The organism is Pseudomonas sp. RC2C2 (assembly GCF_018390435.1).
GTDB classification, from domain to species: Bacteria; Pseudomonadota; Gammaproteobacteria; order Pseudomonadales; family Pseudomonadaceae; genus Aquipseudomonas; species Aquipseudomonas donghuensis.
In genome coordinates this window covers 1,509,798-1,534,545 of the sequence record NZ_JAHBAX010000002.1, presented here as the reverse complement: position 1 = coordinate 1,534,545, position 24,748 = coordinate 1,509,798, and the positions used below count along the sequence as shown (strand labels likewise).

Annotated in this window: 16 protein-coding genes; 6 read left to right on the top strand and 10 right to left on the bottom strand. The window is 63.7% G+C overall.

What is annotated here, in order from left to right; genetic code table 11:
• Positions 1 to 119: 119 nt before the first annotated feature.
• The 6 genes from KHO53_RS25445 to KHO53_RS25420 form a co-directional block, all read right to left on the bottom strand.
• Entirely contained in the window at positions 120 to 371 is a 252-nt protein-coding gene (locus tag KHO53_RS25445; RefSeq protein WP_010223739.1) for a DUF2934 domain-containing protein, read from the bottom strand.
• 18 nt (positions 372 to 389) lie between these two features.
• Positions 390 to 3,155: a malto-oligosyltrehalose synthase gene (locus KHO53_RS25440; RefSeq protein WP_213571226.1), complete on the bottom strand. Its 2,766-nt coding sequence runs from the start codon at positions 3,153 to 3,155 to the stop codon at positions 390 to 392.
• The gene (malQ, locus tag KHO53_RS25435; RefSeq protein ID WP_213571224.1) at positions 3,152 to 5,224 is read right to left on the bottom strand and encodes a 4-alpha-glucanotransferase; all 2,073 of its coding nucleotides are present in this window, start codon (positions 5,222 to 5,224) and stop codon (positions 3,152 to 3,154) included. The genes KHO53_RS25440 and malQ overlap by 4 nt, the downstream gene beginning before the upstream one ends.
• Entirely contained in the window at positions 5,217 to 6,995 is a 1,779-nt protein-coding gene (treZ, locus tag KHO53_RS25430; RefSeq protein ID WP_249684658.1) for a malto-oligosyltrehalose trehalohydrolase, read from the bottom strand. The genes malQ and treZ overlap by 8 nt, the downstream gene beginning before the upstream one ends.
• Before the next feature lie 16 nt (positions 6,996 to 7,011).
• On the bottom strand, positions 7,012 to 8,571 hold the full coding sequence (glgA, locus tag KHO53_RS25425) for a glycogen synthase GlgA (RefSeq protein ID WP_213571222.1): 1,560 nt from the start codon (positions 8,569 to 8,571) through the stop codon (positions 7,012 to 7,014).
• A 455-nt stretch (positions 8,572 to 9,026) separates the two neighbouring features.
• Positions 9,027 to 9,194, bottom strand: a complete 168-nt coding sequence (locus KHO53_RS25420; RefSeq protein WP_010223732.1) for a DUF6026 family protein — start codon at positions 9,192 to 9,194, stop codon at positions 9,027 to 9,029.
• Between the two features lie 170 nt (positions 9,195 to 9,364).
• Between KHO53_RS25420 and gnd the strand changes: the two genes are divergently transcribed.
• Both gnd and zwf read left to right on the top strand, forming a co-directional pair.
• Positions 9,365 to 10,375 carry a phosphogluconate dehydrogenase (NAD(+)-dependent, decarboxylating) gene (gnd, locus tag KHO53_RS25415; RefSeq protein ID WP_349628602.1) on the top strand — a complete coding sequence of 337 codons (1,011 nt, stop codon included), beginning with the start codon at positions 9,365 to 9,367 and terminating at the stop codon, positions 10,373 to 10,375.
• Positions 10,372 to 11,874, top strand: a complete 1,503-nt coding sequence (gene zwf, locus KHO53_RS25410; RefSeq protein ID WP_213571218.1) for a glucose-6-phosphate dehydrogenase — start codon at positions 10,372 to 10,374, stop codon at positions 11,872 to 11,874. Before gnd ends, zwf begins: the two co-directional genes overlap by 4 nt.
• A gap of 25 nt (positions 11,875 to 11,899) precedes the next feature.
• Here the strand turns inward: zwf and nhaB are convergent, their stop codons facing one another.
• Positions 11,900 to 13,402, bottom strand: a complete 1,503-nt coding sequence (gene nhaB, locus KHO53_RS25405) for a sodium/proton antiporter NhaB (RefSeq protein ID WP_010223726.1) — start codon at positions 13,400 to 13,402, stop codon at positions 11,900 to 11,902.
• A gap of 158 nt (positions 13,403 to 13,560) precedes the next feature.
• Here nhaB and KHO53_RS25400 point away from each other — a divergent pair, with 158 nt between their 5' ends.
• Positions 13,561 to 14,373 carry a crotonase/enoyl-CoA hydratase family protein gene (locus KHO53_RS25400; RefSeq protein ID WP_213571216.1) on the top strand — a complete coding sequence of 271 codons (813 nt, stop codon included), beginning with the start codon at positions 13,561 to 13,563 and terminating at the stop codon, positions 14,371 to 14,373.
• A gap of 34 nt (positions 14,374 to 14,407) precedes the next feature.
• On the top strand, positions 14,408 to 15,238 hold the full coding sequence (gene nudC, locus KHO53_RS25395) for an NAD(+) diphosphatase (protein WP_010223721.1): 831 nt from the start codon (positions 14,408 to 14,410) through the stop codon (positions 15,236 to 15,238).
• On the opposite strand, the gene KHO53_RS25390 is transcribed toward nudC, so the two are convergent.
• Complete coding sequence (locus KHO53_RS25390) at positions 15,206 to 15,985, bottom strand: TSUP family transporter (RefSeq protein ID WP_010223718.1); 780 nt, start codon at positions 15,983 to 15,985, stop codon at positions 15,206 to 15,208. The two genes, nudC and KHO53_RS25390, sit on opposite strands and share 33 nt — an antisense overlap.
• Before the next feature lie 308 nt (positions 15,986 to 16,293).
• Between KHO53_RS25390 and KHO53_RS25385 the strand changes: the two genes are divergently transcribed.
• Positions 16,294 to 21,063, top strand: a complete 4,770-nt coding sequence (locus tag KHO53_RS25385; protein WP_213571214.1) for a dermonecrotic toxin domain-containing protein — start codon at positions 16,294 to 16,296, stop codon at positions 21,061 to 21,063.
• A gap of 65 nt (positions 21,064 to 21,128) precedes the next feature.
• On the opposite strand, the gene KHO53_RS25380 is transcribed toward KHO53_RS25385, so the two are convergent.
• Together KHO53_RS25380 and KHO53_RS25375 are read right to left on the bottom strand one after the other, a co-directional pair.
• Complete coding sequence (locus KHO53_RS25380; RefSeq protein WP_213571212.1) at positions 21,129 to 21,896, bottom strand: SDR family oxidoreductase; 768 nt, start codon at positions 21,894 to 21,896, stop codon at positions 21,129 to 21,131.
• Positions 21,897 to 21,918: 22 nt separating this feature from the next.
• Positions 21,919 to 22,986: a phosphotransferase family protein gene (locus KHO53_RS25375; protein WP_159388789.1), complete on the bottom strand. Its 1,068-nt coding sequence runs from the start codon at positions 22,984 to 22,986 to the stop codon at positions 21,919 to 21,921.
• Between the two features lie 227 nt (positions 22,987 to 23,213).
• On the opposite strand from KHO53_RS25375, the gene KHO53_RS25370 reads away from it, so the two are divergent.
• Positions 23,214 to 24,683, top strand: coding sequence for a dermonecrotic toxin domain-containing protein (locus tag KHO53_RS25370; protein WP_213571210.1), 1,470 nt, complete (start codon positions 23,214 to 23,216; stop codon positions 24,681 to 24,683).
• Positions 24,684 to 24,748: the final 65 nt, after the last annotated feature.

Below are 24,748 nucleotides of genomic sequence, written 5' to 3'. Positions count from 1 at the left end.
TTGTGCTCCTTGATGAGGCTGGGACTGCTTTGCAGCCCATCGCCGGCAAGCCGGCTCCCACAGGATTCGGTGCAAGCAGCCCCTGTGGGAGCTGGCTTGCCAGCGATGCTTTCAACGGCTTAAGCCAGCGGCGGCTTCTTGGCAGCCCTGGGCTTCTTCGGCGCCGCCGTAGCGCCGGCCGGCTTGGCCTTGCCGGTGCTGGCCGGCGGCGCCTTGGCGGGTTTGCGCGGTGTCACCTTGGGCGCCAGCGCTTCGGCTTCGGCGAGCTTGCGCGCCATGTCCCAATGGCGCTGCTCCTGGCCTTCGGGCCGGCCTTCCGATTCCCAGATCTGATAGGCGAATTCACGGATACGTTTTTCTTCGACACTCATCTCGACGCTCCTGAGGACTTAATGATGTTCAATGAACAGATTGACCGGAAACTCCTTGAGTGCAGTACTCAGCCACAGCTCCTGTGAGGCTGAGACTGCGCCTGTGGCAAACAGTCCCGAGCAATTGGCAGGCGACAAGGCAAACGGCAGGATCAGCCGGGTATCGTCCCAGTTCTGTGCCGGGATCAGGGGTATTGGCGACTGTGCAAGCAAGCCCCAGGCCAGGCGTGGCACGACAACAATGGCGTGCTCGTCGGCACTCACCCGGGCAAACGCCAGGACCCGCTCGGCGTGCCTGCCGCGCACTTCAACGGGCAGGTAGCGACCGCGCAGGAACAACTGGGGGTACTGTTGACGCCACTCCAGCACCTGGTTGATCAGCGCCTGTTTGACCCGACCGCTGCGCCAGTCCTGCAGCAGTTGCGACGTTGTGGTGCCGTCCCCCAGCGCCTGGCGGCGGCGGGCAAAATCCACCGGCCGGCGGTTGTCCGGGTCGACCAGGCTCAAGTCCCAGAATTCGTTGCCCTGGTACAGGTCGGGCACCCCTGGCGCAGTCATGCGCAGCAGGCATTGGGCCAAACTGTTGAGGGCCCCCGGGCAGGCGATCGCTTGCGCCGCCTCGGCCAGGGAATGGCGCAACTGCTGACTGGCGCGCTCCAGCAGCAGGGTATCGATAAAGTCCAGGCAGGCCTGCTCGTAGGCCTCGTTCGGTGCGCTCCAGCTGCTGCGCAGCTTGGCTTCGCGCAGGGCTTTGCGCTGCCATTGGCGCAGGCGCTCGGCAAAGGCTTCCAGGGCCAACGGATCGTTCTCGTCGAGCTCCAGCGGCCAGCTGCCGAGCAGGGTCTGATACAACAGCAGTTCATCACCGGCGCCAGGCGCCTCACCGTCGGCCAGGGTGCAGCGCAAGGGGCTGGCAAGTTCGCGCCAGTGTTCGACCCGGCTGGCAAACCAGCTGCTGCGCTCGCTCAGCACCGCCAGGCGCGCGCGGGTGTCTTCGCCGCGTTTATGGTCATGGGTGGCGGTGGTGAGCAGGTTGTCCGGGAACTGCTCCAGGCGCTCGCTGCAGTGCTGATGGAAGTCCTCGACCGGGGCGCTGAAGCGCTCGGCATCAAAGCCGACATCGTTGCGCGACAGCAGCAGAGCCGAACGGTAAAACGCGGTGTCTTCCACGGCCTTGGCGGCGGTGGGTGACGTCAGTTGCTGGAAGCGCACGCAGGCATGACGGCGGTGTTTGCGTGGCCGGCCTGGCGGCAACTGGCGCCAGGGTTCGCCGCCGAGCCAGCGCTGCAGGTAATCGAGCACCGGCCAGTCGGCTTCGCTCAGGCACTGGCGAGCGCCACGCAGGGCCTGCTGGAAAAACGCTTCGTCTTCGCTGGGGCGCCCGCAGGCATTGATGTAGGTGCGGTACACCGGGTAGTGCTCGATCAGGGCCTGCACGGTGCGGCGGATGGCGCCGAAGGTCAGGTCGCGGCTCATCAGGTCGTCGCGGGCCACCTGCAACAATGCCTGGGCCACCGACTCGAAATCGCCGGCCAGGCTGCCATTGAGGATCTGCTGGCGGGCCAGGCGCACTTCCTCGGTAAAATCCGGGCGATCGCTGAGTGCGCTCCACAGCGCGGCCAGTTCACCTTCGCCGTCCGGGTCATGCTGCAGCAGCGAGACCTGGTTCATGAACTCATAACCGGTGGTGCCGTCGACGTGCCAATCGCGGTGCAATTGCTCGCCGGCGCCGAGGATTTTCTCGACATAGATCGGAAAGTGCTCCAGTGCCGCCTCCAGTGGGCGCTGGGCCAGCAGCCCGTCGACCCGGCGGCGCAGCTTGCGGCAGTAGCCTCGCGGGTCGGCCAGGCCGTCGATGTGGTCGATGCGCAACCCATCGACCAGCCCGCGGCCGATCAGCTCGAACACCTTGCCGTGGGTCGCTTCGAACACCGCTGCGCGCTCCACGCGCAAACCGCCCAGTTCGTTGACGTCGAAGAAACGCCGCCAGTTGATGTCGTCGCCGGCGGTGCGCCAGCTGGCCAGGCGATAGGGCTGGCGCTCGAGCAGTGCGTGCAGGCGCTGGAAGCCTTCTGGCGTGCGGCTGTCGAATGCACTGAGCAGATTGTCCAGGGGCTGCTGCCTGGACAGCGCGGCCAGCTCGGCCAGCAGCGGCCGGGCGCGCGCCGGCGCATCGGCAGCCGTGCGCAGGCTCTCCAAGCGTGCGCCCAGCGCCTGCAGGGCGGCGCCACCATTGGCGAGAATCACCCCGTAGTCGGCCGGGCAGATCGGAAAGCGGTGGTGGTGATGCTGGATATGAAACTGCCCAGTAGCGGCATCGAACTGCAGAGGGATTTCACCGCCTTGCAGCATCGCACCGTAGTCACTGGCCAGAAACGGCAGCAACAACTGGCCTTCGAGCAGCGGGTCGGGCGAGTGCCACTGGATGTCGAAGAATTCGGCATAGCGGCTGCGCCGGCCCCAGGCCAGCAGGTCCTGCCACCAGGGATTGTCGCTGCCGACCGCCATGTGGTTGGACACCATGTCGAGGATCAGGCCCATGCCGTGCAAGCGCAGCGCCGCCACCAGCCGCACCAGCGCCGCTTCGCCGCCGAGCTGCGGGCTGACCTGGCCGGGGTCGACCACATCGTAACCATGGCGCGAGCCGGGGCGGGCGCGCAGCAACGGCGAGGCATACAGGTGGCTGACCCCTAAGCGGGCGAAGTAGGGCACCAGCGCGGCGGCGTCGTCGAGGCTGAAGTCAGCATGAAACTGCAGGCGCAGGGTGGCGCTCAGGGCTTTCATCGGTCACGCTCCCAGGCTTGTTCGCGAGCCTGCGCCAGCAACTCCAGGCGCCGCGCCGCGTCCTCGTCGTCGAGCAGGGCAGTGGCCGGCAGGGCAAAGCGCCGGCGCCAGTTCGGGTGGCTGTTGGTGGTGCCCGGCAGGTTGGGTTGTTCATCGATGCCCAGCAGGTCTTCCAGCGGGACCAGCACCAGCGGCGCGCGGGTATGGCCGAGGTAGCGGATGCTGGCATCGATCAGGGCGTCGCTGTCTGCCAGGGGTTGGCCGTAGTTGTGTTCGAGGATCCGCCGCAGGCCCTGACGCTCGTGCTGGCGGGTTTCGCGCCAGTGGCGTTCGGTGATGCCGTCGATCAGGGCCAGGCGCTGGTTCCAGTCAATATCGCGGGCCTCCAGCCAGCCGGCCAGCGTCGGCAGGTCATGGGTGCTGGTGGTCGCCAGGGCGCTGTCGGGCCAGTCGAGGATGGGCTTGAAGTGGCCGGGCGGGTCCTGTTCGAACAGCAGCACGCGCATGCCGAGGATCGCCCGTGCGGCGAGTTTCTCGCGCAGCCCTTCAGGGACGGTGCCGAGGTCTTCGCCCAGCACGATTGCCTGGTGTCGCACTGACTCAAGGCTGAGCAGGCGCAGCAGGTCATCGAGTGGGTAGTGCAGGTAGGCACCCTCGGCCGGGCTTGCGCCTTGCGGGATCAGCCACAGGCGTTGCAGGCCCATGACATGATCGATGCGCAGGCCCCCGGCATGGGCGAAGTTGGCTCGCAGCATTTCGATAAAGGCGCGGTAGCCGTTGCGCCGCAGGCCTTCGGGCGAGAAGGCGCAGATGCCCCAGTTTTGCCCGGTACGATTGAGGATGTCGGGCGGGGCGCCGACATTCAGACCCGCCAGCAGCTCGTCCTGGCGGCTCCAGGCCTGGCTGCCGGCGCCGTCGGCTCCCACCGCAAGGTCAGCGATCAGGCCGATGCTCATGCCGTTGCTGCGCGCCGCATCCTGGGCGCGCTGCAGGCTGCGTTCGATCAGCCATTGGCAGAAGGCGTGAAACTCCACCTCCTCACTGTGCTGGCGGGCGAAGGCGCTCACCTGCGGGCTATGCGGGTCGTGCCAGGCGGCGGGCCAGCCGCGCCAGTCCTGGCCGATATCGCGTTTGAGCGCATGCTCGAGCAGCACCTCGAAGCGGCAGTGGCGCTCCAGTGCGGGCCCGGCGTGCTGGCGATAGCTGCTGAAATCGGCGAACAACGGGTGCTCAGCGGCGATGAAGTCGCGATACAGCGCGCGCAGCAGGCGCTGGCGAAACGACGCCGCCTGCGGCCAGTCGATCAGTGGCAATAGTTCAAGCTGCTCAAGCGGGTCGTGCAACTGACAAGCCTCAATGGCCATGCGCACCGCGCGGTCCCCCAGCAGCGCCGCGGGGCTGGCATACAGGCTGTTGAGAAACAGCCGGCTGGACGGCGAGTAAGGGCTGTAGCGCTGGGTGTCGCTGGCGAACATGGCGTGCAGCGGGCTGATCGCCAGGGCATCGGCGCCACGTTCGGCGGCGCTGCGCACCAGGGCTTCGAGGGCCAGGCAGTCGCCATAGCCGCCGTCGTTGGGGCGACGCAGGCTGTACAACTGGGCGCTCAGCCCCCAGCAGCGCGGTGTTGGCGTGCCGATGGCATCGGCAATGCTGTAGCAGCGTGCGGGCGCTACGGCCAGGGTGAAGTGCTGCTGGTCGATCTGCACCTGGTGATAGCCGATAGGCAAGCTACCGGCAAGCCTGGCTTGGTCATCCAACTGCAGCTGTTGTTCGCTGCCATCCTCAAGCAGCACCCGGCACGGCATCGACGCCGGGAAATAGCCTGCCAGCTCCAGTGGCTGGTGTTGGTCAACGGTCAACAGCGGCGGCAGGTGGCGGGCATCGTGGGCACTGAGCAGGGCCTGGATGCTGGCTTCGATCGCCTCGACGCTATCGGCCGGATGGCCAAGCCCGGCCAGCACCCGCTGCAGCGCCGGGTCGCTGACCCGCTGGGCGCGGCCGTTGGCGTCGATCCAGTCCACGGCCAGGCCCGCCAGTTCGGCCAGTTGCTGCAAGCGAGGGTCAGTCATGGGCAGGCTCCGCTGGGGTGGTCGGCATCAGGCTGACCAGGGTGGTGTAGGGCGGCAGGTGCGTAGTGCCGACGCAAGCCTCGCTGCAGGTGAACAGTCGCGCAGCGTTATCGGGCAGGTCGGCACGTTGCGAGGTCGGGCCAAGGTTCAGGTCGATACGCAGCTCGCCGCCGCTTTTCAGCTGCCAGCGCACACTCAGGGCCTGCGGCCCCAGCACCCGGGCACCGAGGGCGCGGATACCAGGCAGGTGCGGGACGATGCGCCGGGCGCGCAGGGCCAGCAGTTCACGGTATAACTGTAGCCAGGGTTGCTGGCGCGATTGGGGCGGGCGCGGCCTTGAGGCGTTGAAGGTGGTGACGGCGTTGGGGTCGGGAATCCGCGCCCGGGTCGCGGCGTCGGCAAAGGCGACAAAACTGGCGAACTCGGCCCGCCGGCCTGCGCGCACGGCATCGGCGAGTTCGTCGTGATGATCGGTAAAAAAGACGAAAGGTTGCTCGCAGCCCCATTCATCGCCCATGAACAGCAGCGGGATCATCGGTGCCAGCAGCAACAGGGTGGTGGCGGCCCGCAAGGCGGGTAGCGGGCACAGCTGGTTGAGGCGCTCGCCGAATGCGCGATTGCCGATCTGGTCGTGGTTCTGCAGGAACAGTACAAAGGCGGTAGGCGGCAAATGGCCGCTGGGCTCGCCGCGGGGGCGGCCGTTGCGGTCGGGCTGGCCTTGGAAGACGAAGCCCTGGCTCAGGCAGCGTGCCAGTTTGTCGATGGTCGATTCGCTGTAATCGGCGTAGTACGCCTCCTGCTCACCGGTCAGTAGCACGTGCAGGGCGTTATGGCCATCGTCGTTCCACTGCGCATCGAAGCCCTGTTCGAGCAGGTGTGACTGGTTATGTTCGTTCTCAAGGCTCAGCCACACCTGACGCCCGGGAGCGATGTCATTGCGCACCCGGCGTGCCAGCTCGGCGAGAAAATCCGGCTCATCGATGGCGTGCACGGCGTCCAGGCGCAGGCCGTCGATGCGGTAATCCTGCAGCCACATCAGGGCGTTTTCGATAAAGAAGTCGCGCACCTGGCGGCGGCGAAAATCGATCGCCGCGCCCCAGGGGGTCTTGCGATCTTCGCGGAAAAATCCGCTGGCATACTGGCCGAGATAATTGCCGTCCGGGCCGAAATGGTTGTAGACCACATCGAGCACGACCATCAGGCCATGGCCGTGGGCCTGGTCAATCAATTCGCGCAGTTGCATCGGGGTGCCATAACTGTGCTGCGGGGCAAACGGCAGCACGCCGTCATAGCCCCAGTTGCGTTCGCCCGGAAACTGCCCGACCGGCATCAGCTCGATCGCGGTGATACCCAGTTCGGCCAGGGCTGGCAAGCGTTCGATCACTCCGGCATAACCGCCGCACAGGCCGACGTGCAGCTCGTAGATGATCGCTTCGTGCCAGGGGCGTCCGTGCCAGTCCGGGTGCTGCCAGCGGTAGGCGGCAGGGGCCAGCAGCGCGCTGGGGCCGTGCACGCCTTCGGGCTGGTGGCGCGACGCCGGGTCGGCGACGCTCAGCTTGCCGTCGATGCGATAGCGATAACGGCTACCGGCGCTGCACGCGAGCCGGCCGATGAACCAACCGTCAGCCTGTGCCGGCAAAACTTCACGCCGCCCCGACGCGAACTCGACATCTACCCGCTGCGCGTCCGGAGCCCAGAGGGCAAACCGGGCGCTGTTGCTGTCCAGCATCGCGGCCCCGTGAGTCGCGCGCTCCTGTGACCTAAAGGGCATACCTGCCACCTCGCGTTCAGCGTGGGGTTGCACGGGCGTTTTCGACCAGTTCCTCGTAGAGACGGGCATAAGGCTCGACAGCCTGGCACCAGTTGAAGGGTTGGGTCATGGCCAGGCAACGCATGGCGTTGAGCAGGTTTTTTTTGCTGTACACGTAGAACGCCCGGCCCAGGGCTTCGCGGTAGCTGTCGACGGTGGGCTCATCGAACAGAAAGCCGGTCACGCCATTTTCGATGGTGTCGGCCAGGCCGCCGGTGTTACGCGCCACCGGCAGTGAACCGAAGCGCTGGGCGTACATCTGGCTCAGCCCGCAGGGTTCGTAGCGTGATGGCATCAAGAGGAAGTCGCTGCCGGCGAACATGCGTCGGGCATCGGTTTCATTGAAGCCAATACGCACGCCAATCTGCCCGGGATGGCGCAGGGCAAGTTCGCGCATGGCCTGTTCTTCTTCCGGTTCGCCACGGCCGATGATCGCAATCTGGCCCCCTTGGCGCACGATGTATTTGGCCACCCCCAGGGTCAGGTCCAGGCCCTTTTGATACACCAGGCGCGAAACCACGGCGAACAGCGGCCCGCTCGAAGGTTCGAGGTCGAACAGTTCGCGGACCTGCCGGGAGTTGGCGGCCTTGCCTTGCCAGTCGTTGAGGCTGAAGGGGTGGGCCAGGTGCGGGTCGCTGGCCGAGTCCCAGCTTTCGTCAATGCCGTTGGGGATGCCGCTGAGCAGGCCTTGCTGGGCCTTGCTGGCAAGAAAGCCATCCAGCCCGCAGCCAAATGACGGCGTGGTGATTTCCCGGGCGTAGGTGGCACTGACCGTGGTGATGTGGCTGGAGTAGGCGAGGCCGGCCTTGAGGAACGACAGCTTGCCATAGAACTCCATGCCTTCCTGCTGCAGGGCATGATCGGGGATCGCCAGCTCCGGGCAGCAGGCGCGGCTGACCACGCCCTGGTAGGCCAGGTTGTGAATGGTGAACAGGGTCGGGGTCTGCAGGCCGCGCCAGTGCATATAGGCCGGGGCCAGGCCCGCCGGCCAGTCGTGGGCGTGGACCAGGTCGGGCTTCCAGTGGACCATGCCTTCACCGGCGGCGATTTCCGCGGCGGCCAGGCCCAGGCGGGCGAAGCGGATGTGGTTGTCGGGCCAGTCGCGACCGTTGTTGGCACCATAGGGGGTGCCTTCGCGCTGGTACAGCTCGGGGCAGATCAACACATAGATGACCAGGCCATCGGCCAGGTCCATGCGTCCGATCTTGCACGGCGGCAAGGCCGCGTGGCCGCCCAGCTCGCCCACCAGGTGGATCGGGTTGTCGCTCTCCAGCACCTGCGGGTAACCGGGAATCAGCACCCGCACATCGTGCAAATGGCGCATGGCCCGCGGCAGCGCCGCCGAGACATCGCCCAGGCCGCCAGTCTTGACCAGGTCGGCGATTTCCGAGGTAACGAACAACACCTTGCGTTTGTGCGATGAATGTCTGGGGTCAGCACCCAGTGCCTTGGCTGTCGGCGTGAACTCCGCTCCAAGCGGCTCACGCGTATCCGGGGTGAAATGCTCTACATGAGGTTCGACAGCGGCACTGATCATACGTCTCTCCGTCCCTAAGTGGTGCGGGCGTGGGCGCCCGTTGTTGTTTCTTTACCGATACTGTTCTCTGTAAGTGATGTTGCCTTGCGTTCCATGCCCCGAAGCCAAGCGCACAAGCGCTACGCAAGCCGGCATCCTGCCGACGGCGTGGTGACAATATGGGGTGGGTGGGCCGCGTCCGTTGAAGCGGAATCGATGGCCTACTTAGTTCCTGACCTACCGCAATTCCAGAAGTTTCGACTAATTTCAGTCGAGTTTTCCGGGCGATGTCTGGCCGAGTACCGAGTGTAGGAGAGATATCGTGAAAAATGTGACCCGCTGGTCATTTTTGCAGAGGGGAAAACCTGCTGCCCCTGGACCGCAGGTCATGGCGCAGGTTCAGCGTGCGGCGGCAGCGAGGAGTGATGGCGGCTGATCGGCCACTGCTGGCCATTTTCTGTACGCCACGCTAATCGTCAGGCGCGGGTTGGCACCTGGCCGTCCTGGGCTTGCTGCAGGAGCAGATTCAGTTGGGCGACTTGTTGTTGCAACTGGTCGCGCTCCTCCTTGAGGCGACGCAGCTCGTCGCGGCGAACCGTCACGTAGAGGGTCTGGGCAGGCATTTTTGGCAGAAGGGTTCCCATTGCACACCTCGCATAGGGTGGGTCGTTTTTCTAACAGCGTAGCTGCTGGATCGGCGGCGATTCTGAATTCTTTTCGCGGTCATTGGAACTTTTTTGTTTCTGGTTGTCTTGCCGTTCGTCGCTGAACCAAGTGGGCGACGGCTGGACTAACCTTGAAGGCCTGAACCGGCATTTTTCATTCCAGGGGAGCATCGCACATGCAATTGGGAATCGTGGGGCTGGGCCGCATGGGCGGCAATATTGCGCGGCGCTTGATGCGTGGCGGGCATCGCATGGTGGTGCATGACCGTGATCGCCAGGTGGTGGAAGCCCTGGTCAAGGACGGCGCCAACGGCGCCCATGACCTTGGCGCGCTGGTGGGCAAGCTGGACAAGCCGCGGGCGGTGTGGGTGATGCTGCCGGCCGGTGCGGCGACCGAGCAGACCATTGCGCAACTGGCCGATCTGCTCGACGCCGACGACGTGATCATCGACGGCGGCAACACTTTCTACAAGGACGACATGCGCCGCGCCGCCGAGCTGGGCCAGCGCAACCTGCACTATATCGATGTCGGCACCTCGGGCGGGGTCTGGGGCCTGGAACGCGGCTACTGCATGATGATCGGTGGCGAAAAGGCGGTGGTCGAGCGTCTCGATCCATTGTTTGCCACCCTGGCTCCCGGGGTCGGTGACATCCCCCGTACCCGGGGCCGCCAGGGCCCGGCCGGGCGTGCCGAACAGGGCTATATCCATGCCGGGCCGGCAGGCGCCGGGCACTATGTGAAGATGATCCACAACGGCATCGAGTACGGCCTGATGCAGGCCTATGCCGAAGGGTTCGACCTGCTCAAGAGCAAGGGCAGCGATGCCTTGCCGGCCGAGCAGCGCTTTGACCTGAACCTGGCCGAGATCGCCGAAGTGTGGCGCCGTGGCAGCGTGGTCACCTCCTGGCTGCTCGATCTCACCGCCGATGCCCTGGTGGCCGATCCGCAACTGGGCGGCTACAGCGGCTCGGTCGCCGACAGCGGCGAAGGACGCTGGACCATTGATGCGGCCGTCGAGCAGGCAGTGCCGGTGCCGGTGTTGTCCAGCGCACTGTTCGCCCGCTTCCGCTCGCGCCAGCAGCAGGGCACCTACGCTGACCGCATGCTGTCGGCGATGCGCTTCGGCTTTGGTGGTCACGTCGAGAAGAACGCCGAATGAGCAAAACACAGATCGAAGCGGCCCCGCCTTGCAACCTGTTTCTGTTTGGCGCCAATGGCGACCTGGTCAAACGCCTGCTGATGCCGGCGCTGTACAACCTGAGCCGCGATGGCTTGCTCGACAAAGGCCTGCGGATCATCGGCGTCGACCACAACGCCGCCACCGACGGCGAGTTTGCCGCACGCCTGGAAGCCTTCATGCGCGAGCGTGACAAGGCTAGCCAAGGCGCCAGCAAGTGCCTGGATGACAAGCTCTGGGCGCGCCTGGCCAAGCGCATCGGCTACCTGACCGGCGACTTTCTCGACCAGGCGACCTACCAGGCCATCGCCGAGCGCATCCGCAGCAACCCTAGCGCCAACGCGGTGTTCTACCTGGCTACCTCGCCGCGTTTTTTCAGCGAAGTGGTGCAGCGCCTGGGCGCCGCCGGCCTGCTCGACGAAACCGACGGCTTTCGCCGGGTGGTGGTGGAAAAACCCTTCGGCTCGGACCTGGCCAGCGCTGAGGCGCTCAATACCTGCCTGCTCAAGGTCATGAGCGAAAAGCAGATCTACCGTATCGACCATTACCTGGGCAAAGAAACGGTTCAGAACATTCTCGTCAGCCGCTTTTCCAACGGCCTGTTCGAAGCCTTCTGGAACAACCACTACATCGATCATGTGCAGATCACCGCCGCCGAAACCGTCGGCGTTGAAAGCCGCGGCGGGTTCTACGACAACACCGGCGCCTTGCGTGACATGGTGCCCAATCACCTGTTCCAGCTGCTGGCCATGGTCGCCATGGAGCCGCCAGCGGCCTTTGGCGCCGATGCGGTGCGCAGTGAGAAAGCCAAGGTCATCGGGGCGATCCGGCCCTGGTCGAAGCACATGGCCCTGAAAAACTCGGTACGCGGCCAGTACACCGCCGGCAAGCAAGGGCGCAAGAAAGTCCCTGGCTACCGCGAAGAACCGCGGGTCGAGCCCGACAGCAACACCGAAACCTTCGTCGCCCTCAAGGTGATGATCGACAACTGGCGCTGGGTCGGCGTGCCATTCTACCTGCGCACCGGCAAGCGCATGAGCGTGCGCGACACCGAGATTGCCATCTGCTTCAAGCCGGCGCCCTACGCGCAGTTTCGCGACACCGAGGTCGAGCGGCTCAAGCCCAACTACCTGAAAATCCAGATCCAGCCCAACGAAGGCATGTGGTTCGACCTGCAGGCCAAGCGCCCGGGCCCGGCCCTGGCCATGGAGAACGTCGAGCTGGGCTTTGCCTACAAGGACTTTTTCAAGATGCAGCCGTCGACCGGCTACGAGACGCTGATCTACGACTGCCTGACCGGCGACCAGACGTTGTTTCAGCGTGCCGACAACATCGAGAACGGCTGGCGCGCGGTGCAGCCGTTTCTCGATGCCTGGAAGGAGGGCGGCGAGGTGCAGCCCTATGCCGCCGGCGAAAATGGCCCGACGGCGGCGGATGAGTTGCTGGCCCGGGACCGGAGGGTCTGGCACCGCATCGGGTGAAACCCATCGCGGGACAAGCCCGCTCCTACAACCAGTACGTCACCGCCCACCACCCCAGCCCACCCATGACCACGGTATAGGGCAGCGCCATCCACACCATGCGCCCGTACGACAGGCGAATCAGCGGCGCAATCGCCGAGGTCAGCAGGAACAGGAACGCCGCCTGGCCATTGGGCGTGGCCACGCTCGGCAGGTTGGTGCCGGTATTGATTGCCACCGCCAGGGTCTCGAAGTGCTCACGGCTCATGCCGCCGTTGACAAACGCCTGCTTGACCTCGGTGATATAGATAGTGGCGACGAACACGTTGTCGCTGATCGCCGACAACAGGCCGTTGGCGATAAACAGCATGCCTGGCTGCTGATCGGCCGGTAGCGCCAGCACCCACTGGATCAGCGGGGTAAACAGCTGCTGCTGGTGAATCACCGCCACGACGGCAAAGAACACCACCAACAGCGCGGTAAACGGCATGGCGTCCTGGAACGCGCGGCCCAGGCGGTGTTCGTCGGTGATGCCGGTAAAGGCGGTGATCAGCACGATCACCAGCAGGCCGATCAGGCCCACTTCGGCCACATGCAGGCCCAGGCCGATGATCAGGATCAGCGCCGCCAGGCCCTGCACCAGCAGCGCGGCACGCTGCTGGGTGGTGCGCTGGGCGTCGTCTTCGGCGGCATAGGTGGCCAGCACCTGGCGCACGGTGTCCGGCAGCAGGGTGCCGTAGCCGAACCAGCGCAGTTTCTCCAGCAGGACACAGGTGACCAGCCCGGCCACCAGCACCGGCAGCGACACCGGCGCGACCTTGAGGAAGAACTCGGCGAAGTGCCAGCCCATTTCGTGGCCGATCAGCAGGTTCTGCGGCTCACCCACCAGGGTGCACACGCCGCCTAGGGCGGTACCGACAGCCCCATGCATCAGCAGGCTGCGCAAGAACGCGCGAAACTGCTGCAGGTCTTCGCGGTGCAGGTGAGCGATCTGCTGGTCGCTGTCCAGGTCGGACTCTTCCCGCGGGTTGCCGCCGGAAGCGACCCGGTGATACACCGAATAAAAGCCCACCGCCGCGCTGATGATCACCGCCGTGACCGTCAAGGCATCGAGAAACGCCGAGAGGAAGGCCGACAGAAAGCAGAACAGCAAGGCCAGCAGGGTCTTGGAGCGCACCCCCAGCAGGATGCGCGAAAACAGGAACAGCAGCAGGTCTTTCATGAAGTAGATGCCGGCGACCATGAACATCAGCAGCAGGATCACCGGAAAGTTGTGCTGCAGCTCTTCATACAGCGCTTGCGGCGTGGTCATGCCCAGCAACAGGGCTTCGACCATCAGCAGGCCGCCGGGCATCAGCGGGTAGCACTTGAGCGCCATGCCGAGGGTAAAGATGAACTCGATCACCAGCACCCAGCCGGCCACCACCGGGCCAAGGGTGAACAGCAGCAGGGGATTGAGCAGCAGGAACAGGCACAAGGTGGCCTTGTACCAGCGCGGCGACTGACCGAGAAAATTGTGGGCCAGGGCGCCGGCCAGGGAGCGGGACATGAAAATGTATCCTTATGATTCAACAGCTGGGCAAAGTGCCGCATGTGTGAACGGAGATCAAGGTAAAAGTCCCGGTTTTGGCACAAGCGCGGCCTTGGCGCCGACGGCCACCTTGTTATAGTCCTGCGATCAACCTCGCCGCCATCAAGGAAAGCACCGTGACTGAGTACCAAGCGTTCAAGGTCGAACTGATTCACCACATCGCCCACGTGCAGATCAACCGCCCGGAAAAGTACAACGCCATGAACGCGGCGTTCTGGAGTGAGATCGTCGAGATCTTCCAGTGGATCGATGAAACCGACGCGGTGCGCGCGGTGGTGATCAGCGGCGCGGGCAAGCATTTCTCCGCGGGCATCGACCTGATGCTGCTAGCCTCGGTGGCCAACGAGCTGGGCAAGGACGTCGGCCGCAACGCACGCTTGCTGCGCCGGACCATCCTGCGCATGCAGGCGTCGTTCAATGCCGTGGACAACTGCCGCAAGCCGGTGCTGGCGGCGATTCAGGGCTATTGCATCGGCGGCGCCATCGACCTGGTCTCGGCCTGTGACATGCGCTACTGCAGCAGCGATGCGCAGTTCTCGATCAAGGAGGTCGACATGGGCATGGCCGCCGACGTCGGCACCCTGCAGCGCCTGCCGCGGATCATCGGCGACGGCATCATGCGCGAGCTGGCCTACACCGGGCGCAATGTCGCGGCTGACGAAGCCCTGCGCATCGGCCTGGTCAACCGGGTGTTCGACTCGTATGAGGCGCTGCTCGACGGAGTCTTTGCCATTGCCGCTGAAATTGCGGGAAAATCGCCGCTTGCCGTGGCCGGCACCAAGCACATGATCAGCTACATGCGCGATCACCGCATCGACGATGGCCTGGAATACATCGCCACCTGGAACGCCGCCATGCTTCAATCCACCGATCTGCGGGTGGCGGTTGCCGCCCACATGAGCAAACAGAAACCCGAGTTCGCCGACTGACGCCCGGCGGCGAACCTGCGCAAGGAACCGCACAATGTCAGCGCGCTGGATCACCGCAGTACTGGATACGAACATCAGCGGCGGCTGGGCAGTAGCCCGCTGCAGCGAAGGGTTCCTGGTCGATGATAACGGCGCGCTGTTCCCGCGCGACTGGCTCAAGCGCCAGGAGCTGGACGTGCTGTGCGAGCACGGTATCGGCCATTTCGATGGCCAGCCGGTGTTCCTGCTCGAATTGCGCAGCCCGCAGACGGTGCAGGGCTGCAGCTGGCGGGGGTTGCGTCAGTTCATGCTTGAAGGCGACTTCGACACCTACAAGGTCCTCGGCTACGCCGCGCAGATCGGCACCTGGGCCCGCGAGCACCGCTTTTGCGGCAGCTGCGGCCAGCCCATGGCGCAGATCCACTGGGAGCGGGCCATGTACTGCGCGCCGTGCGAGCTGCGCAGCTACCCACGCATCTCGCCGAGCATGATCGTGCTGGTCACCCGTGGCGATGAAATCCTCCTGGCCCGTTCTCCGCGCTTTGTCACCGGCGTGTACAGCACCTTGGCCGGCTTTGCCGAGCCGGGCGAGTCGGCTGAGGATTGCCTGGTGCGCGAGGTGCGCGAAGAGGTGGCGATCGAGGTGCAGAACATCCAGTACGTCGGTAGCCAGTGCTGGCCGTTCCCGCATTCGATGATGCTCGGCTTTCATGCCGAGTACGCCGGTGGCGAGATCATCATGCAGGCGGACGAGATCGAAGACGCCCAGTGGTTTCGCGTCGATGCGCTGCCGCCGTTGCCGGCGGGGCGCTCGATTGCCCGGTATCTGATCGACCTGTACGTGGCGCGGCGTCTAGGCCTGGCCGAACCAGTGCTGCCACGCTAGGCGCACGGTCAACGCCAGCACCACGGTGATGAACACCGGGCGGATGAACTTGCTGCCGCCGCTGATGGCGGTGCGCGCACCGAAAAATGCGCCGACCATCAGCGCCGAGCCCATCGACAGGCCCACCAGCCAGTCGACCTGGCCGGAGAAAATGAACACCGACAGGGCCGCGGCGTTGCTGACGAAGTTCATGCTGCGCGCCACGCCGCTGGCCTTGACCAGGTCGATGGGGTAGAGCAGCAGGGTACTGACGGTCCAGAACGCCCCGGTACCGGGGCCGGCCACGCCGTCATAGAAACCCAGGGTGAAGCCCTGGGGGATCTGCCACTTCTTTTTCACCGGTGCGTCGGCATCCAGCGGCGCCTTGGGCGTGCCGCCGAACAGCAGGTAAACACCGCAGAGGAAGACGATCACCGGCAGCATCTTGTTCAGCCATTCGGCCGGCAGGTAGTGGGCCACCACTGCACCGATCAAGGCGCCGACAAAGGTGCCGGCCAGGGCGTGACGCCACTGCGCCGGGTGGAACAGTTTGCGCCGGTAATAGGTAAAGCCGGCGGTGGCCGAGCCAAAGGTCGAACTGAGCTTGTTGGTGCCCAGCACCAGATGCGGCGGCATACCGGCGGTGAGCAGGGCAGGGGTGGTGAGCAGGCCACCACCACCGGCGATGGCATCGATGAAGCCGGCGACAAAGGCGACGGCGGCAAGAATCGCCAGGGTGGTGAGGTCTACGCTGAGTTCGAAAGGCATGGCGTGGGCTTAACAGGACGCGCGTTGGCAGGCGCAAGGCCGCCATGGTAAACGCAAGCGTTTGCGCTGCCCAGTGCAAGGCCGGTAGTGAGTAAATATCTATATGATCGACGCTGTCGACTTCTGATGAACTGAAGGTTCTCTTTCAATCAGAGGTATCCGTCATGTCATCGTTATTGGCCAATACCCCCGCAGCGTCGTTGCCGTATGCCGGGATCGGTTACATACCATCGTCGTTTTCACCCCTTGAACAGGAAGGTTTGCCCCAATGGCTGCAGACCGCCGAGCCGGCCAAACGCCTGCGCCTGATGCGCATACGTGAAGAGGGCCGTACGCTGCGCCGTGAACTGACGGCGGCGATCTGCGGGCTGCAGACCCTGTATGAATTCTGTCGACCCAAGCTCGAGCAAATGGCCCGTGAAAGCTCTGGCGAAGTGGTCGACACTGTCAACGGCACGTTTCTGGTGTTCAGCCCCGACTCAGCCGCGTTACCCAATCGCCTGGATGAGGTGCTGCTGAGTCAGCGCTCGATGTACGAAGCCGCCTTGCAGAACTTCAGCCTGGCGCAGCTGCGGCAATTGGCTGGCAACCCTTTCGTCAAGCTGGCAATACCCACGGAGTTCGATCTGTTTGCCGGCTTCACCGGCAAGGATCGGGATGCCGTCGATGCCGTAAGTTCCATCGTGTGTTACGCCGACGAGGGTGTTGCCTATGCGCTGCAAGTTCGCATCCTGGATATGGGCAAGCAGTATCAGGAGTACCTGACCCGCCAGCTGGCTGCCGGTTCCCTGCCGCAGGTCAAATGTGCGGCCGCCATGAATGTCCTGGCCGAGGAACTGGCGATTGCCGATATCAAGGGCCAGCTGAGCAGCGCCGCGAAGGTCATCCTCAACACATTCATCAACGGGGCGGCGCGCGATACCCGCCATGGCAGCAAGGTCCGGCATATTCTCAACGACGGCATCTCACCCTACGATCATGCCGAGGGGTGGTCGCTGCACCTGCTTGACGATGTGGCGTTGAGTGAAATTCTCGTGTTTGGCGCCGACAAGCCACAGTCGCCCTGTGTTGCCTTTGTACCGGGGCATCCGCAGCAGCCGTTGAAGGAGTACCCCTCCCGTTCAGCGTTCCTTGACGATCTGCAGGTACAGCTGACTGATGGGGCTTTCCAGGCCTTTTTCCGCCGTTTTGTACCAATGGCTAAATGGTCCATCGTGCTTGAAGCGTTGCTGGAGACCGACGAATACACACGCAACAGGCGCTTGAACCTGCGCACCGAATCGCTGAGCAAGGGTTTGAAGGCACACTGGTTCGAACAAATGTGCCGCAGGCTTGGCGACGATGCCAGGTACCTGGCCGTGCCCACGGCGGCGGTAGAGGGCCGCAGGACGCTTGGCAACATCGCATATTTTCTCGAGGCTACTCAGCAACACCTGATGTTCGGTGCCGGGGTCGGGTTTCAAGCCGGCGAGGAGGATGAGGGCCAGGCCCCCTCCGACTACGTCATGCCCTGGCGCTGGGTGATCCTGCCCAACGGCCGTTACGGGCGTTGGGCCAGCAACCTGAGCGCCTACACCTTGCCGCCCCCGCAGCAGTTCGATCCGCCAAATGATCGAGGCATCATCCATTCGTCCCTGGGGCGGGAAATCCGAATCAATGGCCGCAGCTATTTGATCAATTTCGATGCCAGTATCGAAAAAGAGCGCTTGAGTCTGATTAGCGATCAGCGCGACTATAGTCCGATCCTCGAGCACAACGGCGCGGGCAGTTGGCACCATAGCCTGGAGCGCCCGGAGCGATGGGGGCGGCTATCGTTGCTGCGGCGCCTGGGTAGCTGGCTGGAAGACCTTGGCGATGAAGATCTGATGCTGGCTGCACGCCTCAGTGGTGTAACCAATACCACCTTGCGCAGGGTGTATAGCCATGACGATGCGCCGCCTGCATTACTGGTGTGGACGATCGGCCGACTGCGGCGGGTGCGCAAGACCGAATCGCTGCTGGCGCTGGTCAAGGACGGGCGTGTGGTGCCTGCTGAGTACGAGGTGCCAGAACTGGCAGAATTCCGTGCGCTGTTTACTGTCACCGAGACTCAGGTACCCCGGCCACGACGCAGCCCACAACAGGACGACAGTAACGCTTATTGCGGCCCTGACTGCGGCGCACCGCCGGCGGTGCTGTTTCTGGAATGGTACGACAGGCTGTTTCGCGCGTTCCTGGCCCGCAGCGAAGTCGCCCTGCAACTGCCTGAGCCGGCGCAGGTGGCTGGCGACGTGCAACTTGACGAACTTCGCCAGCACTACCCGGACCTGCCTGTGCAGATGCTTGACCGGCTGATTACCGACTCCTCACCTCTTGTGCTGGAACGTCTTTCCCGCGGTGTCCTTGACCTGAACCTGTTCGAGCGTTCACGCCAGGCCTGGAACGCCTATCGGCTGACGCGTGCGCTGATGGGTTTTCGCGCTCCTGCCCAAGCCCACATCGATACCCGCCTGCTGGCGTTCGCACTATTACCGTCCCTGCCTGGCTGGCACTCAGACCTGAACCTGGCGTTGTATCCGGGAGATGTGCGAAGCACGACGCCGAGGCGCCATGCGCAGGTGCAAGGCGCGCCGTCCTGGGGGATGGGCGCCGGCAGCCCGGTCAGCTACGAAGTGGTTCGACTGGAGGGTGAGCGTTACCTTGACAGCCGTTTCCACAGTGACTTCTATGCCGCGCTGCTGGATCTGATGGGGGCTTCGCAGCGCCAACGCCTGGGGCTGGGTACGAACGAGACTGAACGCTTGCGCAACCTGCTGGATGAACTGGCCGCTACCGATCCGACGCGTGCTTTGGCCCTGCTTGGCATCGAGCGCCCACCCGTTACCTTGCATCCGCAAGGCTCCGGCCGCCGCACCCGGGCGATGGGTGGCACCGGTGGGCGGTTCGAGCGCGGGAGTAGTCGCGAACGGTTGCAACTCATGTTCCCTATGGCATCCGAAAGCCAAATCGATCGTATTTTTGACGAAGTGGCACAACAGGGGATGACGCTCACCGACGCACTCGATAGGCTGGAGCAAGCGCGCTTGCGCCTGGATGGCGCGTTGCGGGCTTGGGTCCGGGTCAGCAATGTGCAGGGGGCGGGTTACGGTGCGCGCCGGCGGGGGATTATCGCCGAGCAGTTGCTCAATGCCATGGCCCCGACAATCCGTGAGCTGGAAATCAACGATGGGTTTGTCGACAGCCTGCCCGAGCTGCCGCTGGACTTCGCCGCAGTCGAGCGCCTGACCCTCAACCTGCCGGCGATGGAAAATCTGCCTGGCAGCTTCATCGCGCGCTTCCCTAACCTGCGCGAACTGCGCTTGATAACCAGGATTGGTCGTCTGCCAATCGGCCTGACCGATTTGCCGCAGTTGCGCACGCTGTCCTTGACCAACGCGTATCTGCGCCCAGAGGACTTGAGGCCGATTGGCCTGCTTGCGCAATTAAGGGAGCTGAACATCATCAATCTGTGGCCAAGGCAAAGTCGTCGCGAAACGCTTACCTGGCGCGCCGAAGACATGGCGGCTATCGCCCGCTGCCAACACCTGCAGCGCTTGCAGATCCAAAACAGCCGGGCGTGGTTCGCGGACGATGTGATTGGCGCGCTGGCGCCCCTTCAACATCTGACGCATCTTGACCTGTCCGGCAACGCGTTCACCCTGTATGGAGAGAATGTTCGCGGTCTCGTTCATTTACGCCATCTGGACCTGAGCCGCACTCCGCTCTTCGACACAGTCGATGTCAGCAGGATGGGCGATTTGCGTTGCCTGGACCTGCATTACTCCTACGCCAACTGGCCGGTGGGCCTGGAAAACCTAGCGCACATCGAACACGCCAACCTTGAGGATGTCAATCTGGACAGCGTGCCGGCCGGTGCAGGCCTTGTGCCTGGGCTACGCCTGTCGGTTGACGGGCTCAATACCCCGGACCGCGAGCGAGTGCTGAGGGAATTGACTGAAGTGAACAACCTGCCTGGCGCGGTTTATGGCGAAGTCCGCCTGTCACGCGCTTTGGTGGGCGAGTCATCAACTGAATCCGAAGAGGAAATGGACACTGAGGAGAACGCCGAGGATACGTTGCTCGACGGCTTGTCGGCAGAGGAACGGCGCCTGGCGCAGCAATTGATTGACGAGAACAGTAATGGCAGCCGTGCGTTTTTTGCCTTGATGAATACGATACGCTCGCGAACGCCAGTGGATGAGCGCGAAGAGGTCACCGGGCAAATCCACTCGATCATCTTGCGCATGTTCAATGAGACCACCCGCGAGGCGTTCTATCGTGTGGCACTGGACCTGGGGTGTATCGATTCCGCGGTGCAACGTTTTTCCGACCTGCTGGGGCTGGCAGAAGCGGATCGGGTAGTGGCCAGTACCTCCGGCGACGCCCGCCCCGAACTGATCGAACTGGGCCTGTCGCTCTGGCGGGTGCGCAGCCTGCGTGAGTCCGTTGCCAGGCGTTATCGCGATTGGTGGGCGCAGCACCCTAATCCTGACGGCCAGCCGGATTATGCCGAGATCGAGTTGTATATTCGTATCGCTTTGACCACCCCGCTGCGTTTGCGTCACCAGCCGCGGCGCCAGGTCAATGCCGACTTGGTAACGTGGATGAGCAGCGCGATGGCGCATGAAGTCGAGGCGGACGTCCTGACCGCGCAGGCACAGGATTTCCCTGTGGCGTTGAGCGATCAGCCGTTCTGGCAGGAGCACCTGGGTGTGGAAGAGTACGCCCCCTGGAGTCACAAGGTTGCATCGGCGCTGCGGAAACTGAGGGATCGCGAAGGTGTGCCGCTCACGTTGAGCGAACCGGTACGTAACCGCCTGGCGCAGCTCCTCAGCCAGGCCCGCAAGGTCATTGCCGAGCGTGACGGCGTGGCAGTGAACACCGGGGCACTGGTGCTGGACAACGAAGACCATCGGCTGCAAGCGCTCCATCTGATGCCGGCAATGGTCCAGCAGTCCATGGTTGAATACACCCGGCAGATCGTCAACGAGTACTTTGCCCAGGGCATGTCGACACAAAGCCCGCAGCCGGGGCCTTCGGGCGTACAGCGCAAACCTTGATCGTCAATAGCGGTGAGTCATGAAGAAAGGGGCCAGTGCCCCTTTCTCTTTTGCGGTCATCGCCATCAGCTTAGAAAACCGCCATCCACGTTCAATGCCACACCGGTGGTATAGCTCGACGCGTCACTGGCCAGGTACAGCACTGCCCCGGCCATCTCCTTCGGATCGGCCACGCGCTTGAGCGGGATCTGCTGCAGGGCGGTGTTGAGGATCGCGTCGTTGTTGACCAGCGCCGAGGCGAACTTGGTATCGGTCAGGCCCGGCAACAGGGCGTTGCAGCGGATGCCGAACGGCGCGCACTCCTTGGCGAACACCTTGGTCATGTTGATCACCGCAGCCTTGGTCACCGAGTAGATGCCCTGGAAGATCCCCGGCGATACGCCGTTGATCGAGGCGACGTTGATGATGCTGCCGCCGCCGTTTTCGCGCATCAGCTTGCCGGCTTCCACTGACATGAAGAAGTAGCCGCGGATATTGACGTCGACGGTCTTCTGGAAGGCGCCAAGGTCGGTGTCCAGCACGTTGCAGAACTGCGGGTTGGTGGCGGCATTGTTGACCAGGATGTCCAGGCGCCCGAATTGTTCGCGAATGCCGGCGAAAACCTGACTGATCTGCTCCATCTCGCCGATATGGCAGGCAACCGCAGTGGCCTTGCCGCCGCCGGCAGTGATCGCATCGACGACCTGCTGGCAGCCCTCGAGCTTGCGGCTGGAGACGATTACATGGGCGCCTTGCTGGGCCAGCAGGTGGGCGATGGCTTCGCCGATGCCGCGACTGGCGCCGGAAACGAAGGCGACTTTACCGTCGAGGTCGAACAGGTGAGTCTTGGACATGGTCTTTTCCTTGTTGTAGTCGTCAGAGTGGGGACTTGGCGATGACCTGCAGGCTCATGTGCTCCAGCAGCGTGTTCATGTGAATGAACTGGGCGAAGCGCTTGTCCTGGGTCTGGCCGTGGAAGAACCGGTAGTAGATCTGCTGGACGATGCCGGCCAGGCGGAACAGGCCGTAGGTGTAGTAGAAGTCATAGTTGTCGATTTTGATCCCGGCGCGTTCGGCGTAGTAATCGACAAACTGCTGGCGGGTCAGCATGCCCGGGGCATTGCTCGGCTGGCGGCGCATCAGTTGCACCGGCGCCGGGTCCGCCGCTTCGATCCAGTAGGCCAGGGTGTTGCCCAGGTCCATCAGCGGATCGCCCAGGGTGGTCATCTCCCAGTCGAGCACACCGATGATGCGCATGGGGTTGTCGGCATCGAGGATGACGTTGTCGAAGCGATAGTCGTTGTGCACGATTGCAGGCTTGGGGTGGTCGGCGGGCATCTTCTCGCGCAGCCAGGCGATGACCTTTTCCCAGCGTGGCGCATCCGCAGTCAGGGCTTTTTCGTAGCGGCTGGCCCAGCCCTCGATCTGGCGTTGCACATAGCCTTCGGGTTTACCCAGGTCGCCCAGGCCGCAGGCGTTGTAGTCCACCTGGTGCAGTTCGACCATGCGCTCGATGAAGCTCTTGCACAGCGCCTCGGTACGCTGCGCATCCAGGCCCAGCTCCGGCGGCAGGTCCGAGCGCAGGATAATGCCCTTGACCCGGTCCATGACGTAGAACTCACCGCCGATCAGCGCCTCGTCGGTACAGTGCACGTAAGCCTTGGGGCAGTAGGGGAAACCGCTGTTGAGCTGGTTGAGGATGCGAAACTCGCGGCCCATGTCATGGGCGGATTTGGCCTTGTGGCCAAAGGGCGGACGCCGCAGCACGAACTCGCGCCCGGGGTACTGCACCAGGTAGGTCAGGTTCGAGGCGCCGCCGGGGAACTGGCTGATGCTCGGCGAGCCGCTCAGGCCCGGGATGTGCGCCTTCAGATAAGGGTCGATCACCGCAGCGTCGAGTTCTTCGCCGGGGCGGACCTGGGTGGACTGGTCGGTGAGCGTCATGCGTTTCCCTTATGATCAAAGCCAGAGATTATTGGTCAATCTAATTCCTGTAACGGTTGCTCACAAGCATAGGTCGGCCTTATAGGCGAGCGTGTTGCAGCCCAATCAGCAGGCTTGATCGGCTGAGCCGGTGGGTGGGGCAAGTGGCGGGTGAATACATATCTACATCCTCGCGCCAGCGTGCCTTTGATTGACTGCTGCCTCAAGCCATCCATGAGGCAGTGCACATGACAACCGACGCTTTGAGGCCATTCAAGGCCCACGACCAGTACTTCGAACAGCAGATCCCCACTTGGCTGAGCCATTCCAGCACCCATGCCATCAAAGAGCTGCATCAACGTCAACTGCCCCCTGCCCAGGTTGCCGCCGATACGGTGTCGCAGCTGCGCGACGCCTTCAATGACAGCCTGCGGCGTAGCCAGGCATCCAATGCCGCCGCCGCCAGGGTTCTGCGCACGGTCAAGGGTATCAGCGAGTTCGCCGAACCGCTGCTGCGGGCTGAACTTAAGAGACGTTTCTCGCTGGATATCAGCGTGACCGCCAATGAGCTGGTGCACATGCGCAATGACGCGTCCTGGCGCGAAGACCGCCTGGCTTCGGTGCTGATTTCTCGCCAACCGTTGTTGCAGGCGGCCTTGCAGAACTTCAGTGCAGGTGACGTTGAGGTCTTTCGCACCGATGCCTACAGCGCCGTTACAGCGTTCGGTGCCTTGCAGCCCTTTCCTGAAGCGGTCGACCCTGCTCGGCGCGCTCACCAATCCATCCGCTACTCGAGCAAACTGTCGATCAGCCCTCATCAGTTCGCGCAAATGTGTCGGGAGCTGGATATCGGCCAGCAGTATCAAGACCATCTTCAGGCAATTTTCGACGCCCCCAATACCCGTGACGCCGTGCGCCAGACCCTGGTTGCAGCCGCCAGAGACCTGTGCGAAACCAGCATTCACGCTGCCCGCGTCGCTGGGCACATCAGCGAGCCGGCCTACCGCATGCTGAAAAAACTGCTTGCCCAGTCGGCGACCTCCCCGGCGTCGCGTACCTTGAGGGTCGACAAGGTGTATGAGTATGGCAAGAGTGCGTTCGACGGTTCGCGTTGTTATTTGCTGAACCTGTTCGGTACCACCCTGGGCGCCGGCTTTTTGCTGATCGGCCCCGATCCTGCGAGCGCGCAGTCGTCTGTGCCATTGGTGGTACTGATGCCGGGCGCTGCCAAGCCTGTGCAGGAATACGACTCCTACGCGGATTTTTACCTCAGCCTCAAGGCGCGCTTGCTGAATCAGGATTTCAGGCGTTTCTTCAGCCGGTTTCTTGGGTGGCGTGGGCAGTCCAAGGTGTTCGGGCAGTTGACGTCGCCCAGCAGTTGGCAAGCGCAAAAGCCCAGGGCCCAGGGGGCTCGGTGTGGCGGCAGGGGTCGTGGGTACAGCGTTGAGCCAGCCGCTGGCGATCGACCTGCTGGAGGCCGTCGAACTACCGGGGGGCGAGGTCCGTTTGTGGCGGCCAGACCTTGGCCCTTACCAGCGCAGCGCAGAGGTGCTGCAGGGAAGCGTTGCCGATCCACAGGGCATTTACCGGGTCGATGGCAGGCGCTATATCCGCATCGAGGGCAAACCGTTCGAAATCACCCTGGATTCGAGCCTGGGCAAATGGCGGATCAAGCATCCCGACGATCCCCAGGCCTATCGGCCTGTGCTCGAGCATAACGACCAGGGGGCCTGGCATCATTCACTTGAGCGCGTGGACAGTTGGCCACGCAAGACACTGGTGC